A 15,459-nucleotide genomic window follows, 5' to 3' on the forward strand; every position below is an offset into this window, starting at 1 on the left:
ATGAGGAGAGAAATCTTGGAGACCGCACTGGTTCGCGACGTCGCAACCCTCGATGACCGCTACCGCATCGACGACGGCTGGGTGTACATGACGGGCATCCAGGCACTGGTGCGCCTGCCGCTGCAGCAGCGCGCCCGCGACGCCGCCGCCGGATGGAACACGGCCGGCTATGTTTCTGGCTACCGCGGCTCTCCGCTGGGCCGCTATGACATGGAGCTCTGGGCCGCCGAGAAGGCGCTCAAGGCCGCCAACGTCGTGTTCCGCCCGGGCCTCAACGAGGACCTGGCGGCCACTGCGATCTGGGGCTCGCAGTACGTCGGCACTTTTCCGGGTGCCCGCGTCGATGGCGTCTTCGGCATCTGGTACGGCAAGGGTCCGGGTGTAGACCGTTCGGGCGATGTGCTTCGCCACGCCAACCAGGCCGGTACCTCGCCCAAGGGCGGGGTGCTCTGCCTGGCAGGGGATGACCACGGAGCCAAAAGTTCCTCGGTCGCCAACTTCTCCGATCCGGTCTTCATGGCGGTCGGCATGCCGGTGCTCTACCCGTCCAATACGCAGGAGTTGCTGGACTACGGCCTGCACGGCATCGCCATGAGCCGGTTCTCGGGCTGCTGGGTGGGCATGAAGGTGGTGACCGACGTCGTCGAAGGCGGCGGTTCCGTGTATGTGGGGGCCGACGGGCCCGCGATCACCGTGCCCGAGGCGCCGAGCCGACCGACCGACCCGTTTGGGACGGGCTATCAGATCCGGCCTTTCGATCTGCCGCTTCCCCAGGAGGATCGGCTCTATAACCATAAGCATGCTGCGGTGCTGGCCTATGCCCGGGCCAATGGACTCAACCGCATCGTGGCCGCACCGGAGCGCGCCGGAGTCGGGGTCATCGCCGCCGGCAAGGCGTGGCAGGACGTCCTGCAGGCCCTGGGACGCGAGGCCGCGGAGGGCGGACCCGCACGGTTCGCCGACCTCAGGCTCTTGAAGATCGGCCTGGTATGGCCGCTGGATCCGCTGATCGTGCGCGAGTTTGCGCGCGGGCTGCACACGATCGTCGTGGTCGAAGAAAAGCGCCCGATCCTGGAAGACCAGCTGCGAACCATCCTCTACGGCAGCGCGAACGCGCCGCGCCTCGTCGGCAAGCAGTTTGAGGGCGGATGGTTCGATGCGGTGCCCGCGGATATCGCCTTTGCGAACGCCAGCGAAATCTCGCCGGTGCGGGTGGCGGAGGTGCTGGCCCGCGTGATGGGCCATGAAGGGCCGATGCCTGCGCCGGCGGGCGGTTCACCACTGAAGGGGCCGGGCCCGACGCGCGTGCCCGGGTTCTGCTCGGGCTGCCCGCACAACCGGTCGACAAGGGTGCCCGAAGGCAGCCGCGCGCTGGCCGGCATCGGATGCCACAGCATGGCGCTGCTGGTCAACCCGCAGCAGACCACGACATGGTCGCACATGGGCGCCGAAGGGGTCATGTGGCTCGGCCAGCAGCCCTTTACCGCCGAACGACATGTGTTCGCCAACATCGGCGACGGCACACTCGCGCACTCGGGCTATCTCGCGATCCGCCAGGCGGTGGCGGCGAAGGTGCCCATCACGTACAAGGTCTTGTACAACGGCTTCGTCTCGATGACGGGCGGGCAGCAGGTCGAGGGCAACCTCAGCCCGCAGCAGATCCTCGCGGGCTTCGCGGCCGAGGGCATCGGCAAGATGGCGGTCGTGACGGACGAACCGCAGCGCTATGCCGCGGTGTCCCTGCCCGAGGGCGTCGCAGTGCATCACCGCACCGCACTGGACGTCGTGCAGCGGGATTTTCGCGAGTATCCCGGAGTCTCGGTGATCCTCTACGACCAGGCCTGTGCGGCGGAACGGCGCCGGTTGCGCAAGCGCGGCAAGCTGCCCGACCCCGACCGGCGCCTATTCATCAACGCGGCGGTCTGCGAAGGCTGCGGCGACTGCGGCACGGCATCGAACTGCATGTCGATCGAACCGCTGGAGACCGAGCTCGGCCGCAAGCGCCGCATCAACCAGGGAAGCTGCAACAAGGATTACTCCTGCGTGGAGGGCTTCTGCCCGAGCTTCGTGAGCGTGGAGGGGGCAAAGCCACGCCGTGCCGCGGCGAGCGCGGCAGGGGCCGCATCGACGCATCCCTACACGCAGCCCCTGCCCGAGCCCGTCTTCTCGCCGCTGCAAAGCGCCTACAGCGTGCTGATCTGCGGCATCGGCGGCACGGGCGTCGTGACCATCGGCCAGACCCTGGCCGTTGCCGCGCATCTGGAGGGCCGGTACAGCTCCAACCTCGATGTCACGGGGTTCTCGCAGAAATACGGCGCCGTGACCTCGCATGTGCGATTCGCACCCGAGGCACGGATGCTGCACGCCACGCGCATTGCCGAAGCCGAGGCCGATGCGCTGATCGGCTGCGATCTGGTCGTTGCGGCATCGGACGAATCGCTTTCGCGGCTGCCGGCCGGTCGCGGACGTGCAGCGGTGAGCACGGGCCTCGTGCCGACCAACGAGTTCGCGCGCGATCCGGACTGGCAGCTCGATCCGCAGATGCTCATCGAACGCATCGAGGCTGCGGCAGGAAAGGCCGACCTCGTGTTGGTAGATGGTGAGCGCCTGGCCCCCGCGCTGGTCGGCGACCCGATCGGCATCAACATGTTCATGCTGGGCCTGGCATGGCAGCGCGGGTTCATTCCCCTGGGAAGGACGGCCATCGAGCGAGCCATCGAGCTCAACGGCGTGGCCGTGGAGATGAACAAGGATGCGTTCCTCTGGGGACGGCGTGTCGCCCACGACCGGCCGGCAGTCGAGCAGCACCTGAAGGCCCGGCAACCGGCGCAGATCATCACCTTCGTGCCGCGGCAGAACCGGGGCCTGGACCAGACGGTCGCGCATCGCATCGAGCACCTGCGCGCCCACAGCGGGGAGCTCCACGTGCAGAGGTACCGCACGCTGGTGGAGCAAGCGCGCCGGCTGGAAGCCGATCTGCATGGGGGCGACGCCCTGGCCAGGGCCGTCGCGCACAACTATCACCGGCTGCTGGCGACCAAGGACGAGTGGGAAGTCGCGCGTCTCTTCACACACCCCGACTTTCGGGCGGCGCTGGAGCGGGAGTTCGAGGGCCCGATACGGCTGCGCTTTCACAGCGGGGTGTGGCCGTTCGCGCGCAAGGATCCCCATAGCGGCAAACCCGTGAAGGGCGAAGCGGGCCCCTGGGTGCTTCTGGCGATGAAGTGCATGGCGCGGATGCGCGGCCTGAGGGGGAGCTGGCTCGATCCGTTCCGCAACACGGCGGAGCGCGCACTGGACCGCCAGCTGCTGGCGCAGTACGAAGGCGACATGCGGGCTGCACTGTCAGGCCTGCGTGCCGAGACCTTGCCCATCGTGACCAGGCTGGCCTCGCTGCCCCAGACCATCCGTGGTTACGGGCATGTGCGAGAAGCGCAGGCACAGAAGGCGGCCGTAGCGCGGCAGACGCTGATGCAGGAGCTCGAGCGGGCCGGCGAGCAGCCGGCGCGCGCCGCATGACGACCAGCTCCGATGGGCGCCGAGGTCTCGCTCAGCACGCAAGCGAGTCCCTTGGCATGGCAAGGAAGAAGTGCGCGGGCCCCCTCAGTGCGCAGCCACATACACCGCGTGCGGCGAGGGGTCCGGCGCCGCGAAAGCCTGGCGCATGCGGAAGGCCTCCTCGGCTGGGCCGCGGCCGAACATGCGCTTGAACTCCCGGCTGAATTGCGAAGGGCTTTCGTAGCCCACCTGGGCACTCGCCTGCGCGGCGGTGATCTGGTTCCTGGCCATGATCAGCCTGGCCTGATGCAGGCGGGTCGTCTTCAAGTACTGGATCGGCGACGTCGAGGTGATGGCCTTGAAATGGGCGTGGAACGAGGTGGGGCTCATGCCTGCCTCATCGGCGAGCCGGTCGATGTCGAGCTTCTTGTGGAAGTCCGCATGAATGGTCCGGATCGCCTTGGCGATCTTGCCGAAATGTCCCTGGCGGGTGAGCGAAGCCCGGATGACGCTTCCCTGCTCGCCGGTGAGAACGCGGAAGTAGATCTCGCGAACCAGGCCCGGCCCCAGGATCGGAGCTTCGAGGGGCGAGTTCATCACCTCGAGGAACCTGAGGACGGCGCGAGCCAGGCGTTCGTCCATCGGCGTCGACGTCAGGCTCCTGGGAGCCGCTTCCTTGGCGGAACCGTGCTCGTCGAGCTGCATCATGAGGTCGGCCGCGACCTTGAAGTCGAGGCGAAAGTAGATCGCCAACAGCGGCTCTTGCGCCGACGCGTCCGTGTCCATCGAGAAGGGAACAGGCACGGAAACGGCGAGGTAGTGCTGCGCGTCGTAGAGATAGACCTCGTCGCCGAGGAACCCGCGCTTGCGGCCCTGGAGAACGATGACGATGCCGGGCTCGTAGAGCACCGGCGCGCGGGCCAGCGGCCGGTCGGACCTGAGAATCCGGACATCGGGTAGTACGGTGAGGTTGTAGCCCTCCGACGGCGAGAGCGGCTCTGCCAGCTCGACCATCCGACGCTGCATGTCCGGGATCTGCGGCGACTCGTTCGGGGCCTTGTTCGGCGTCTTGCCTGGCGTTCGGGCGTCGTTCATTTTGGTCGCCAATCTGCCATGGTGCAGCCTGCCAGTCCATGGGTTTGTGGTTTTAGGCAAGCCAAGCGTGCGACCTGGCATTTCGGGTCTGCTCTCCGGCTCCTAGGATCGATCGATCACTTCCAAGGAGCCGAACATGAGCCACACCGCACGCAAAACCTTCCTCGTCACGGGAGTCACTTCGGGATTCGGAAAGGCATTCGCCGCAGCCGCCCTAGCCGAGGGGCACACGGTCCTCGGGACCGTGAGGAACGAGGACAGCGTGGCGGCATTCGAGCGAAGCGCTCCCGGACGTGCGCATGCCGTCGTGCTCGACGTCACCGACTTCGAGGCGATCGAAGGACTCATCCCCCAGCTGCTTGCCAGGCACGGGCAGGTCGATGTGCTGGTGAACAACGCCGGCTATGGGCACGAAGGGACGCTCGAGGAGTCCAGCCTGGAAGAAATGAGGCGGCAGTTCGACGTCAACGTCTTCGGTGCGGTGGCGATGATCAAGGCCGTCCTGCCATCGATGCGCACGCGTCGCAGCGGGCACATCATCAACATCACCTCCATGGGCGGCTTCATCACGATGCCGGGGATCGCGTACTACTGCGGCAGCAAGTTCGCGCTGGAAGGCATCTCCGAGGTGCTCGGCAAGGAAGTCGCGGGCTTCGGGATCAAGGTCACGGCGATCGCGCCCGGGTCGTTCCGCACGGACTGGGCCGGCCGCTCGATGGTGCGGTCGGCGCGCACCGTCGAGGACTACGACGCGCTCTTCGATCCGATCCGGCAGGCCAGACAGGCCAAGAGCGGTTCGCAGATCGGTGATCCGGCCAAGGCGGCGCGGGCGCTCCTGGCGGTCGTCGACGCCCCTAACCCGCCTGCGCACCTGCTCCTGGGGACCGATGCGCTGGGGCTCGTGCGGGCCAAGCTTGCCGCGCTGTCCAGCGAGATCGATGCATGGGAGACGGTGACGCGGTCCACCGATCACGCGTGAGGCTCGAAGTGCTTCTTCGCTAGGGATCGCCGGCCGCTCCATCCTGCCGCAGCTGAGCCTCGATGGCCGTCTTGTCGATGACGGACCACACGGCGATGATCCTCGCGTCGTGGAATTCGTAGAAGACGTTTTCCGAGAACGAGATCTTCGCCCCGTTCACGGCAAGACCAAGGAAATTCGCCTTTGGCGTGCAGTCGAATCGAAGCCGGCTCGCCACGAACGGCGGCTGGCAGACCAGCAGTTCGATGTCGAAGCGGAGGTCGGGAATGTCGGTGAAGTCCTTCTGCAGCATCAGCCGATAGCCCCCGACCCCCAGCTGCCGCCCGTTGTGCCGGACTTCGTCGTGAACGTAGGCCCCGAGGTCGTCGAGGTCGCGCCTGTTCAGGCACGCGATGTAGTCCCTGTAGAGACCGGCGAGCGCATCGGCATTCATCTTGCCTCCTGATTCTGTGGGAACGGGAACGGTACCTCATGCAAGGGCATGACGCGTACGTGCGGGGTCGCGGGGTCGGGTGGATCAGATCCCGGCATACCACTCATAGCCGCGGTCTTCCCAGAAGCCGCCCTTGCCGCCGAACAGCGTCGAGAAGCCATCGACGACCTCGATGCGCATCAGGTACTTCGCCTGCTTGTAGCCGAGCTGCCGTTCGACCCGCAGTCTCAGCGGTGCGCCATGCTGGACGGGAAGATCCTTTCCATTCATGCCGTAGGCCAGGATCGTCTGAGGGTGGTAGGCATCGATCAGGTCGATGCTCTCGTAGTAGCGCCCGTTGCCGTCGAGCGTCTTTTCAAGCTCGTCTGCGCAGTGGAGCACGACATAGCGGGCGCCGGGCTTCAATCCTGCGGCGTCGAGAACATGGGCGAGCGGTACGCCCTGCCACTTGCCGATGGCGCTCCATCCCTCGACGCAATCGTGGCGCGTGATCTGGGTGCGGGAAGGAAACCGTTTGAGTTCGGCGAGCGACAGGCTCTGGGGGCGCTCGACCAAGCCGTCCACCTGCAGCCGCCAGTCCGTGAAGCTTCCTTCCAGAAGCCGGGCGTACTCGTTCGACTCCGGCATCTGCGTGCCGTTGGCGCGAAAGACCGGCGAGAGGTCCGCTTCGGTGTATTCCCGTGCCAGCGCGTGCCTGGAGAGCAGGGCCCTCTGGCCTGCCAGCGTCAGCTTCTCGGTCTGGCGCAGCAACGCATCCAGGCTGTCGTCTTGAACCAGGCGGTCGCAGCCGGTCAGTGCGAGGGCGCCTACCCCCGCGGCAAGGCGCGCAAGGAAGTTTCGGCGCGAAGACTGCCGCGTCATGGTCTGACTCCTTCATCAGTGATGGCGTATTTGCCGTTGAGCATCGAGCGCAGGTTGTTCCACAGGCCCGACGCGATGACCATCACGACGTGAACGACGACGAACGACACCAGCAGGAATGCGGTGACGAAGTGGATCGTGCGAGCCGACGCGCGCCCACCGAAAAGATCGGGCAGGAAGTGGAAGGCAGCGTCGAGGCCGGGTGACATCGTCAGGCCGGTCAGCACCATCAGCGGAAGCAGGCCGAACACCACGACGAGGTAGCTGAGCTTCTGCAGGGCGTTGTACTGGCGTGCCTTTTCGCCGCGCGCGAAGCGCAAGCGGGCGTGATCGAGGATCTCGTGCCACAAGTGCCGAGGTGCAAGCTGGCTTCCGTTCGGCAAGAGGTCTCGGCGGAAATGGCCTCGCCAGAATCCATGGGCCAGGTACAGCAGGCCATTGAGGACGAGCAGCCATGCAAAGAAGAAGTGCCAGCGTCTACCGGCTCCCAGGTCGTGGTACGAAGGAATGGTCAGCCAGGTGGGGAAGGCTCTCGGGGTCGCGCTGCCGCCTTCGTCGGAGACGCCGAGAAAACCGGTGGTCACGACATGGAGCGGGCCGATCTGGAGGAAGCCTTGGGACGCGCTGCCGATCTGCCTCGTGCCGATGGACAGCAAGGCTGCATCCGGGTCGGCGCCGTACTGCCCCCAATACAGCCGCGGATGGGCATTGAAGATCTGCAGCCCGCTCAGCAGCAGGAACGAAAGGCACAGCACGTTGAGCCAGTGCGTCGCCCGCACGGTGAGCGAATGCCGCCCTATGAAGCTTCGACGCGCAGCGGACGGCGTCGTGTCGGGGATGGAGGGTGAGGATGTGCTCATGAAACATCCCGGCCGGCCAGGCGCGGACGCCGGCCGGCGCGGGACTCCTTACATGGGAGGAACGACACCGTCCTTGCCGACGATCAGCTGGCCCGCTGACAGGCCGTCACCGCTTTTTTCCGCGGGAATGAACACGACGGCGCCTGGCTTGACGTCCTCTGGCGTTGCCGGCACCAGCGTGACGATCGGGGTGCCCTCGGGGATCGAGATCTTCTTTTCCTTGCCGTGGTAGTTCACCGTGACGGTGCTGCCGTTGACCGACTTGACTGCGTCGGCGACGGTGGCGTTGGTCATGGTGCTGTTGGGTTTCAGGTCCCACCCATAGCTGCCTTCGCCCATGCCCTTGAGTTGGGGCGGCAGGATGAGAACTTCCAGGGCGCCGTCGCCGCCTTCGGAGCGGGGGAGCGATGCGATGCCGACGAAATCTCCCGGCTTGATGTCGCTCATGTTGGCCTTCGCGACCGCCGATGCCTTCCAGCCGGCCTTGAGCGTCACGGTGACCGGCTTTCCTTCGCGTGAGTTGACCTGCAGACGGTCGCCGCTGAGCGAGACGACGGTGCCGCGGATGCGCACCTGGTCGGCAGGGCCTGCGGCGACGGCCGCCGTGAGCGTGCCGATCGCAAGCAGCACGCTGGTTGTGCCTGCGGCAAGGAGCTTGGAAGCTTTGGGGAATTGCATGGTGATTTCCTGTGCGACGTGCGTCGCGGATGAAGGGCGCGTGGTGGATGGCATCGAAAGCCGCGCCGCAGAGGCTTCCGATGAGCCTCTTATCTATCTACTAGTTGATAGACAAAAGGGTTGAAAAATGACCGTGCCAAGGCTCGGGGCCTGGCGGTCAGCGTCGGGCTTTGGACGCCAGCAGCTGTTCGACGCCCTGCTGCACCACGTTCGCGAACGCGGCCGGGTCGCCGTAGACGCGGGCTGCCAGCATTCCACCGTGGACGGTGGCCATGAGGGCCATGGCCTCGGACTGCGCATCGCTTCGCAGCTTGAAGGTCCCCTGTGCGGCACCGTCCTTCAAGACACCCGCCAACCACGTGGCGAGATCGCTGAAGTGCCCTCGGACCTCATCGGCGACTTCCTTGGGGATCGCGGGCAATTCCGACCCCAGCATCGCGCAGATGCAGAACGGCGCCGTCTCGTCGCGGATGCACGTCTCCCAGTAGCCGGTGTATGCACGGATGCGGGCCAGCGGATCGGCGACCTGCTTCGCCAGCGCGGCCAGGCCTTCGCGACCTTGTTCACGGTATCTTCGCAGGACGGTTTGCACGAGTTCGGCCTTGCTCGGGAAGTGATGGTGGATGCTTGCCTTGCTGATGTGCACGGCTTCCGAGATGTCGGCGTAGCTGAAGCCGTTGTACCCCTTGGTCGCGAGGAGCCCCTGAGCGCAGTTGGCGATCTCGGCTGCCTTGGGAGAAAGGTCTGGAAGGTTCATAGCCTCAGTCTATCTACTAGTTGGTCGACAAGTCAAGGGCCCCGAAGCCCATGGCGTGTGCAAGGACGCGCCGTGGACCGATGCGGCTGCATGCAGCGAAAAGCAGTGGCGCAGCCGCCGCGAGAAGAGCGCATGGGATTCCTTTGTCGAGCCGACAGCGGCCGAACGTCAGCGCGGCACGGGCCTTGGAGCGGCCTAGATACCCGACCTCGAAGCGACGACGGAGAGCACGGCAGCGAGGGACAGGCTGGCTCCGGTGCACAGCATGGCCGCGATCAATCCCTTCGCCATGGACATCGGGTCGGGTGAATCGCCCGCGATGCTGAAGAAGATGCCGCCGATGACAGCGACGCCCAGGGCTGCACTGATCTGCAAGGCCGAATTCGTGAGGCCGGCAATCATCCCCGAACCGGTCGCCGGCGCGCGATCGATGACCGAGCGCACGAGGGTCGGCAGCGCCCAGCCCTGTCCGAAGCCGAGGAGACCGACTGCGACCATCAACGGCAGTTGAGCAGGCATTTGCGCGGGCGCCTGGGCCACCAGCGCGGCGAGGTACAGGCAACCCGCCACCTCGAACAGCATGCCGATCGCAGGAACCCAGCTGCCGAAGATGCGCACAGCCAGTGGTGTCGTCAAGGGCCCGATGAAGAAGCCGACGCCGAAGGGCAGGAACACCAATCCGGTCTCCAGGGGACCCAGGCCGAGCGCCGATTGAAGGTAGACCGAGAACACCAGGAAGAACGCGGAGACGACGTAGAAGAACAGCACGCCCGCGAGACCGCTCATCAGGCCGGGCATGCGGACCAGGTCCACGCTGACGAGGGGCACGCCGCCTCTTCGGGCGAATGCCCTCTCGTAGCGCCAGAAGCAGAGGCCGGCCAAAGGCATCGCGATGAGCATCGCGCATGCCCACCATGGCCACCCGCGCTCGCGTCCCTCCACCAGAGGCACGATCAGCAGACCCAGCGTGAGGGCGCAAAGCAGCACGCCGCCCCAGTCGATCGGCGCCGGGCTGTCGCCGCGGGCATCGGGCAGCAGTGGCAATCCTCCGATCAAGACGGCGGCCACCACCGGCAGGTTGATCAGGAAGATGATGCGCCATTGAAGGTTCAGGATGTCCGCGGAGATCAACGCGCCGCCCAGTGCCTGCGCGACCACTGCTGCGAACCCGACAGCGGCGCCGTAGAGTCCCAGTGCGCGCGAGCGCTCCTGAACCGGGAACAGGGCATGGATGGACGCCAGCCCCTGGGGCGCCATGGCCGCGGCGCTCAAGCCCTGAAGCACGCGCCCGACGATCAGCATCGAAGGCGAGGTCGCGAGGCCGCACAGCAGGGACGTCAGGCCGAAGCCGCTGATCCCCGCGAGGAACACCCGTCGCCGGCCGAAGAGGTCGCCGAGCCGTCCCCCGGTGATGAGGAACACCGCGTAGGCTGCGGCATAACCGGAAATCACCAGCTGCAGTTCCGCTGCGCTTGTGCCGAGGTCGCTGCGGATGGACGGCAGGGCGACGTTGACGATGAAGAAGTCCAGCGGGGGCAGGAACGCCCCCGCCAGCAGCACTGCGAACGCCAGCCAGCGGCGCGTGTCGGAGTTGTTCGTCTGCATGGTTCGAGCTGCTGGAGCGCCCATCAGGCGGGACGGCCGAAGCGTTCGGTTCCCGCAACAGGAACCCAGTTCTGCAACGGCGTGGCGAAGTGCGTCTCGAACACGCGCTCCCGGAACGCCCACCGCCCGCTTCTTCGTTCATAGATGTCCCTGTACTGGCCGCTGACCTGCAGCGGGCCTTTCTCGATGTCGTAGAAGAGGCAATTCGCCGCGACCACGCCGTGGCCGTGGTCGCCGTCCACCGTGATCAGCGCATTCGCCATCCAGTGGTGCATGTGCGGCATGCGCCTCATGTTGACGCGCGCCTGCGCCAGGATGGCATCGAGCCCCTCCGCGTCTCCGTTCGCACCGAGCAGCAGCCGCGAGTCGGGGTGCCACAAGGTCGCGAGCAGCTCCTCGTTCATGGTGTCGAAAGCCTCCGCGTAGTTGGCGATCAGTGCATCGATGGCAAGTCGGCTTTCGATGGCATCCAGGCGTGCTTCAAGTTCTTTCGACATACAGGTTCTCCGTGGGTGGTTGGCACGAACCGTCCGTGATCGCGCCAAGAAATATACCGATCAGTACAGAAATAGGGAAAAAAAGAGCAGCTCGTGCTGCGGGGAGGATCTGGGCCTTCTCAACGTCGGTGCGAAGGTCCCGAGGCCCGTCTTCGACCGGCCAGGTACCGTGGTCTACGCATCGCATAAATTAAGTATCGATCGGTACAAATATACGGATGCGGGAGACGCGTGTCAACCGCATTGAGCGTCGGCGAAGGCGGAAGGCTCTGGCTTGTTCGGAATTTATGTATCGATTAGTATGTAAATTTTCGACTGGCGGAGATCTTCATGGCTCAAAGGGGCCGACCACGCACTTTTGACCGCGATGCGGCACTGACTTCGGCCATGCACCTGTTCTGGGAGCATGGCTTCGAATCGACTTCGTTGTCGCAGCTGAAAGCGGCCATCGGCGGGGGAATCGCCGCGCCGAGCTTCTATGCGGCCTTCGAGTCGAAGGAGGCGTTGTACAAGGAAACGCTCGAGCGCTACATGAGCCTCTATGGCAATGTGACCCGCAGCCTCCACGATCCTTCGATCTCGCCGCGAGAGGCGGTGTACCTTGCGTTGCACCGATCGGCCAAGATGCAATGCGAGGCAGGGCATCCCAAAGGCTGCATGGTCGCGCTGGGCATCATGGGCGCATGCTCCTCCGGCAGCGAGGCGATCACCGAACTGCTCCGGAACATCCGCAGCCGCACCCGCGCCGGATTCCGTTCGTGCGTGGAACGAGGCATCGAGAGCGGCGAACTGCGCCAGTCCACGAACGCGCCTGCGCTGGCCGCGGCTTTCGACAGCTTCTTTCTGGGCATCTCGGTCCTTGCCCGCGATCGCGTCCGGTACTCGGTCATCGAGAACGCCGTGATCGACGCCATGGGGATCTGGGATGCAGCGTCGGATCGATCGGATCCACGCCATTGATTTCTTCTCATCGCACTGCCGGCATCGATCGCGGGACGAGGGTGGCGGCGCAGGCTTGAGCCTGACCCCTCCGATGCAGCCGGCATGACTCGACTTCAGCAGCTGCTGCCAGGGCCTATGCTTCGTTGAAGGGCATCGGCCGCTCGGTGCCGTGGTAAGCGCAGACGCCCTGTGCCATCTGCGATTCCCAAGCAAAGCCCACCCCATAGACCGAGCGGATCCAGTCATGCGCCGTCGAGACGGCCGCCAGCTTCTTTCTGAGGTTCTTGATGTGCGTGTCGACCACGCGCTCGTTGACTTCCAGCGCTTCCGGAAATGCAGCCTCCAGCAGCTTGGAGCGCGTCATCACCTTGCCGGGCTCACTGGACAGCGCTCGCAGGAGGAGCGACTCGCGGCGCGTCAGCAGCAGGTGGTGACCGTCCAGGATCGCACAGCCGCGGACTGTGCCGAACGTGATCGGCACGTATGCCTGCTGTGCTCGCTGGCGCTGCGCGCAGCGGCGCAGCACGGTGTCGATGCGCACCGCCACTTCCCTGGGGAAGAAGGGCTTGCACACGTAGTCATCGGCGCCGAGCTCGAAGCCACGCAAGCGGTCCGACTCCTGCGCGAGCGCGGTCAGCACGATGATCGGATGGTCGCTGCGCGCGCGAATCTTCTCCAGGATCTGCAGGCCGTCGACGCGCCGCAGCGCCACGTCCAGCAGGGTCAGCGCAGGCGGCGAGGTCAGGATGCGGTGCAGTGCGACCGCACCATCCTCGATGTGTTCTGTCTCGTGCCCGGCGCGGTGCAATTCGTCCAGCAGCACAGAGGCGGCGTCGTGCCCTTCCTCCACCAGCAGGATGCGGCTCATCGCGTCATTGGAGTTTCAGCGGGCCGGGGTGCGCGGCTCCTATCGGGGCTCGTGCGATTTTCGCGGCGTGGGTGCTGCGGTCGCGGCAGTTGCGCATGTGGTCGTCCACCGTGAGCTCGCCCTGCAGATCGGTCAGCAGCTGCAGCGTGCGATCGATGGCAGCGTTGTCGAGCATGGGATAGCCCTGCTCGCTGCGGCCGTTGTTGCGTGCCACGCGCGCGATGTAGGGCAGATCCTGGGGCGTGATGACGACGGTGGGCATCACGCCTTCGAGCTCCACGCCTTCGAAGGGAAGCAGGACGAAGTACTGCACGCGCAAGTCTGCGGGCATGAGGCTGCGCAGATGCGTGGTCTTGCGGCCGCACTGCCACGCCGGATCTTTCACCTCGCGTGCCAGGGAATGCCCGTGCTGGCGCAGGAACCAGCGCGGCACCGTGTGCGTGGAGGTCTTGCGATAGACCACCGCGTTGCGCCAGCCCTTCACTTCGAACAGGTACACGCCTGCCTCGCACACCAGCGCCACGTCGAAACGAGCGGTGGGAACGGCACTGCCTTCGTACATGGGAATCACGAGGTCGCGCAGCATGTGCATGCGGCTGAAGGCGGGCCGGAAGGCAGCGGCGAGCTGTTGCATGGCCAGCGCGGTCGCGGCGTTGGTCTCGTGTTCGCCGCCGGGCGCGCAGATGCCGCGCGCGAGCGCCCCCACATCCGTCTTCTTGTGTCCGTGGCTGGCCAGTGTCAGCACAGGACGGGCAGGAACCTTGTGCAGGGCTGTGGTCATTCGATGCTCCTTCGAGACTCAAGGATTGCGCAACTTCCGGGAGACTTCGTGCAGAAAAGGCGATGGCCGGATTCGCCCTGTCCATGGGGTCTGCTCCGCCTGCGCGGAGCGCGGGGCGGCGATGGCGTCCATCGAGGCGCCGCCGCCCATGTTTCCCATGAGGACGATCCACGCAACCGCGAGTTCCCCCCTGGCAACGGCCAGTGCGTGGAGGTCCAGCAGGAGGCCCTGGAAATCCTCCATCAGCTGCACCTCGGAAATCTCGCCGCGGTCGCGCCGCAGCTTCGACGCTTCGAAACTCGCGCGCGCCATCTCGGCGTGCGCGGAGGCGGTGTCGGCAATGTCGCTTCGGATCTGCAGGCGGCGCAATGCTTCGGCGATCTGCTCACGGGCCTGCCCGATCGCGCTTGCATAGCGGGGCTCGGCGCGCACGTCGACGTCCTGCGCCTCGTCGGTGGCAGCCTCGCCGATGGTGCCCGAAGGCATCGCCATCGGATCTGCGCCGTACAGCGCGGCGGCCAGCCGGATGTCGCTCCTGTTGGCAAGCACCGTCATCGGCAGCTCGCGCGGCACCTTGGCCGCGAAGCGGGGCAGCGATCTGTCCTGCAATGCATCGGCGAGCATCTCGCCGAGCGCTTCTTCGCTCGTGCTGTACTGCCTCGCCAGATAGGCGATGTAGCTCGCGCGTTGCGCCTGCAGCTTCTGGATGGTCGCCTGGGTGTCGGACTGGCGCTGCGCCAGCTGCTTCGCGAAGTCGTCATACGGCAGCTTCGCGTCCTTCATGAGTGCCATCTGCCGGGAGACGGCCGCATGCGCGTTCTCCAGGTAGCTCGACTCCCGCGCATTCACCTTGAGCGCGATGTAGGTCGCGGCGATGCCCGCCTGCGCATTGCTGCCGAGCGATGCGGCCATCAACCTGTCGAGTACGGGGTCTTCGAAGGCGGACCACCACGAGCGCGAATCGGCCTGCGCTCGTGTGCATGCGGATGGCACTTCTTGCGCCGTGTGCTCGATGAGCATTCCTGCGGCCAGCTGTCGCGAGGTGCGATCGACCATCGCGATGCTCGTGCTGGCACACGCGATGGCGAGTGCGCCGCACACGGCCGGCTGCAGGATTCGTGAACGCATCACCTTCGGGGCTCCAGCTTCGTCATGCACGCATCTTTTCAGGCGATCTGGGAGAAATTTGAATGACCGTGTAAAGCCGCCAGCGCACAGCCATGACGTGCGCGCACAACACTCGACGCGCTGGAAAACCAAACCACCAAATTCCTCCCGAATTGGACGAAACGATGCGTACAGCCGGTCGATACCGAGCGGCCGCATCAGACCTGAAACTGGAGAACCCTGAATGAAGAAATCCCTCACGGCACTCGCTGCCCTGGCCGTCTGCGGCCTGGCCTCTGCCCAATCGTCGGTCACGCTGTTCGGCGTCGTGGACGCCGGCCTGACCTACCAGTCGAGCACCGCGCGCGACCCCATCACCGGCGCGTCCGTCAAGCAAAGCAAGACCAGCCTGGGCAACTCCGCCTACAACTCCAGCCGCATCGGCTTTCGCGGCACCGAAGACCTCGGCGGCGGCCTGGCCGCCAGCTTCTGGCTCGA

The 15,459-nt window shown here is 65.7% G+C and carries 15 protein-coding genes; 4 read left to right on the forward strand and 11 right to left on the reverse strand.

Annotated features, from left to right (window positions below):
• Nucleotides 1-3,519, forward strand: a complete 3,519-nt coding sequence (locus G369_RS36530) for an indolepyruvate ferredoxin oxidoreductase family protein (RefSeq protein ID WP_157773809.1) — start codon at nt 1-3, stop codon at nt 3,517-3,519.
• Between the two features lie 84 nt (nt 3,520-3,603).
• Here the strand turns inward: G369_RS36530 and G369_RS0128555 are convergent, their stop codons facing one another.
• Complete coding sequence (locus tag G369_RS0128555; RefSeq protein ID WP_019657488.1) at nt 3,604-4,593, reverse strand: AraC family transcriptional regulator; 990 nt, start codon at nt 4,591-4,593, stop codon at nt 3,604-3,606.
• 136 nt (nt 4,594-4,729) lie between these two features.
• Here G369_RS0128555 and G369_RS0128560 point away from each other — a divergent pair, with 136 nt between their 5' ends.
• Complete coding sequence (locus G369_RS0128560; RefSeq protein WP_020723334.1) at nt 4,730-5,572, forward strand: oxidoreductase; 843 nt, start codon at nt 4,730-4,732, stop codon at nt 5,570-5,572.
• 19 nt (nt 5,573-5,591) lie between these two features.
• On the opposite strand, the gene G369_RS0128565 is transcribed toward G369_RS0128560, so the two are convergent.
• The 7 genes from G369_RS0128565 to G369_RS0128595 form a co-directional block, all read right to left on the reverse strand.
• Entirely contained in the window at nt 5,592-6,005 is a 414-nt protein-coding gene (locus G369_RS0128565; protein ID WP_019657490.1) for an ester cyclase, read from the reverse strand.
• An 84-nt stretch (nt 6,006-6,089) separates the two neighbouring features.
• Nucleotides 6,090-6,866 carry a molybdopterin-binding protein gene (locus G369_RS0128570; RefSeq protein ID WP_019657491.1) on the reverse strand — a complete coding sequence of 259 codons (777 nt, stop codon included), beginning with the start codon at nt 6,864-6,866 and terminating at the stop codon, nt 6,090-6,092.
• Nucleotides 6,863-7,726 carry a cytochrome b/b6 domain-containing protein gene (locus G369_RS0128575; RefSeq protein ID WP_038116036.1) on the reverse strand — a complete coding sequence of 288 codons (864 nt, stop codon included), beginning with the start codon at nt 7,724-7,726 and terminating at the stop codon, nt 6,863-6,865. Before G369_RS0128575 ends, G369_RS0128570 begins: the two co-directional genes overlap by 4 nt.
• A gap of 48 nt (nt 7,727-7,774) precedes the next feature.
• The gene (locus G369_RS0128580) at nt 7,775-8,404 is read right to left on the reverse strand and encodes a hypothetical protein (RefSeq protein ID WP_019657493.1); all 630 of its coding nucleotides are present in this window, start codon (nt 8,402-8,404) and stop codon (nt 7,775-7,777) included.
• 157 nt (nt 8,405-8,561) lie between these two features.
• Nucleotides 8,562-9,161, reverse strand: coding sequence for a TetR/AcrR family transcriptional regulator (locus G369_RS0128585; protein ID WP_019657494.1), 600 nt, complete (start codon nt 9,159-9,161; stop codon nt 8,562-8,564).
• A 195-nt stretch (nt 9,162-9,356) separates the two neighbouring features.
• Nucleotides 9,357-10,766 carry an MFS transporter gene (locus G369_RS0128590; protein ID WP_019657495.1) on the reverse strand — a complete coding sequence of 470 codons (1,410 nt, stop codon included), beginning with the start codon at nt 10,764-10,766 and terminating at the stop codon, nt 9,357-9,359.
• A gap of 23 nt (nt 10,767-10,789) precedes the next feature.
• Nucleotides 10,790-11,263, reverse strand: a complete 474-nt coding sequence (locus tag G369_RS0128595) for a nuclear transport factor 2 family protein (protein ID WP_019657496.1) — start codon at nt 11,261-11,263, stop codon at nt 10,790-10,792.
• A gap of 387 nt (nt 11,264-11,650) precedes the next feature.
• On the opposite strand from G369_RS0128595, the gene G369_RS0128600 reads away from it, so the two are divergent.
• A complete protein-coding gene (locus G369_RS0128600) occupies nt 11,651-12,223 on the forward strand; it encodes a TetR/AcrR family transcriptional regulator (RefSeq protein ID WP_019657497.1) in 573 nt (190 codons plus the stop codon).
• Nucleotides 12,224-12,338: 115 nt separating this feature from the next.
• Here G369_RS0128600 and G369_RS0128605 read toward each other — a convergent pair whose 3' ends face one another.
• Genes G369_RS0128605 through G369_RS0128615 form a run of 3 tightly spaced genes read right to left on the reverse strand, consistent with a single transcriptional unit; the run spans nt 12,339 to nt 15,222 of the window.
• Nucleotides 12,339-13,073, reverse strand: coding sequence for a response regulator (locus tag G369_RS0128605; protein WP_019657498.1), 735 nt, complete (start codon nt 13,071-13,073; stop codon nt 12,339-12,341).
• Nucleotides 13,074-13,077: 4 nt separating this feature from the next.
• Nucleotides 13,078-13,854, reverse strand: a complete 777-nt coding sequence (locus G369_RS0128610; RefSeq protein WP_019657499.1) for a nuclease-related domain-containing protein — start codon at nt 13,852-13,854, stop codon at nt 13,078-13,080.
• Nucleotides 13,855-13,872: 18 nt separating this feature from the next.
• Nucleotides 13,873-15,222 (reverse strand): hypothetical protein, encoded by a 1,350-nt coding sequence (locus G369_RS0128615; RefSeq protein WP_157773810.1) that lies wholly within the window; start codon nt 15,220-15,222, stop codon nt 13,873-13,875.
• Here G369_RS0128615 and G369_RS0128620 point away from each other — a divergent pair.
• The coding region (locus G369_RS0128620; protein ID WP_026346722.1) for a porin at nt 15,206-15,459 on the forward strand (254 nt) is incomplete at its 3' end. The two genes, G369_RS0128615 and G369_RS0128620, sit on opposite strands and share 17 nt — an antisense overlap.

Source organism: Variovorax atrisoli 110B (genome assembly GCF_000382045.1).
Taxonomy (GTDB): Bacteria; Pseudomonadota; Gammaproteobacteria; order Burkholderiales; family Burkholderiaceae_C; genus Variovorax; species Variovorax atrisoli.

Coding starts and splice junctions, on each gene's coding strand:
- G369_RS0128565 (WP_019657490.1), bottom strand. CDS start 6,005: ATGAATGCCGATGCGCTCGCCGGTCTCTACAGGGACTACATCGCGTGC.
- G369_RS0128610 (WP_019657499.1), bottom strand. CDS start 13,854: ATGACCACAGCCCTGCACAAGGTTCCTGCCCGTCCTGTGCTGACACTG.
- G369_RS0128560 (WP_020723334.1), top strand. CDS start 4,730: ATGAGCCACACCGCACGCAAAACCTTCCTCGTCACGGGAGTCACTTCG.
- G369_RS0128605 (WP_019657498.1), bottom strand. CDS start 13,073: ATGAGCCGCATCCTGCTGGTGGAGGAAGGGCACGACGCCGCCTCTGTG.
- G369_RS0128555 (WP_019657488.1), bottom strand. CDS start 4,593: ATGAACGACGCCCGAACGCCAGGCAAGACGCCGAACAAGGCCCCGAAC.
- G369_RS0128580 (WP_019657493.1), bottom strand. CDS start 8,404: ATGCAATTCCCCAAAGCTTCCAAGCTCCTTGCCGCAGGCACAACCAGC.
- G369_RS0128595 (WP_019657496.1), bottom strand. CDS start 11,263: ATGTCGAAAGAACTTGAAGCACGCCTGGATGCCATCGAAAGCCGACTT.
- G369_RS0128570 (WP_019657491.1), bottom strand. CDS start 6,866: ATGACGCGGCAGTCTTCGCGCCGAAACTTCCTTGCGCGCCTTGCCGCG.
- G369_RS0128585 (WP_019657494.1), bottom strand. CDS start 9,161: ATGAACCTTCCAGACCTTTCTCCCAAGGCAGCCGAGATCGCCAACTGC.
- G369_RS0128575 (WP_038116036.1), bottom strand. CDS start 7,726: ATGAGCACATCCTCACCCTCCATCCCCGACACGACGCCGTCCGCTGCG.
- G369_RS36530 (WP_157773809.1), top strand. CDS start 1: ATGAGGAGAGAAATCTTGGAGACCGCACTGGTTCGCGACGTCGCAACC.
- G369_RS0128600 (WP_019657497.1), top strand. CDS start 11,651: ATGCACCTGTTCTGGGAGCATGGCTTCGAATCGACTTCGTTGTCGCAG.
- G369_RS0128590 (WP_019657495.1), bottom strand. CDS start 10,766: ATGCAGACGAACAACTCCGACACGCGCCGCTGGCTGGCGTTCGCAGTG.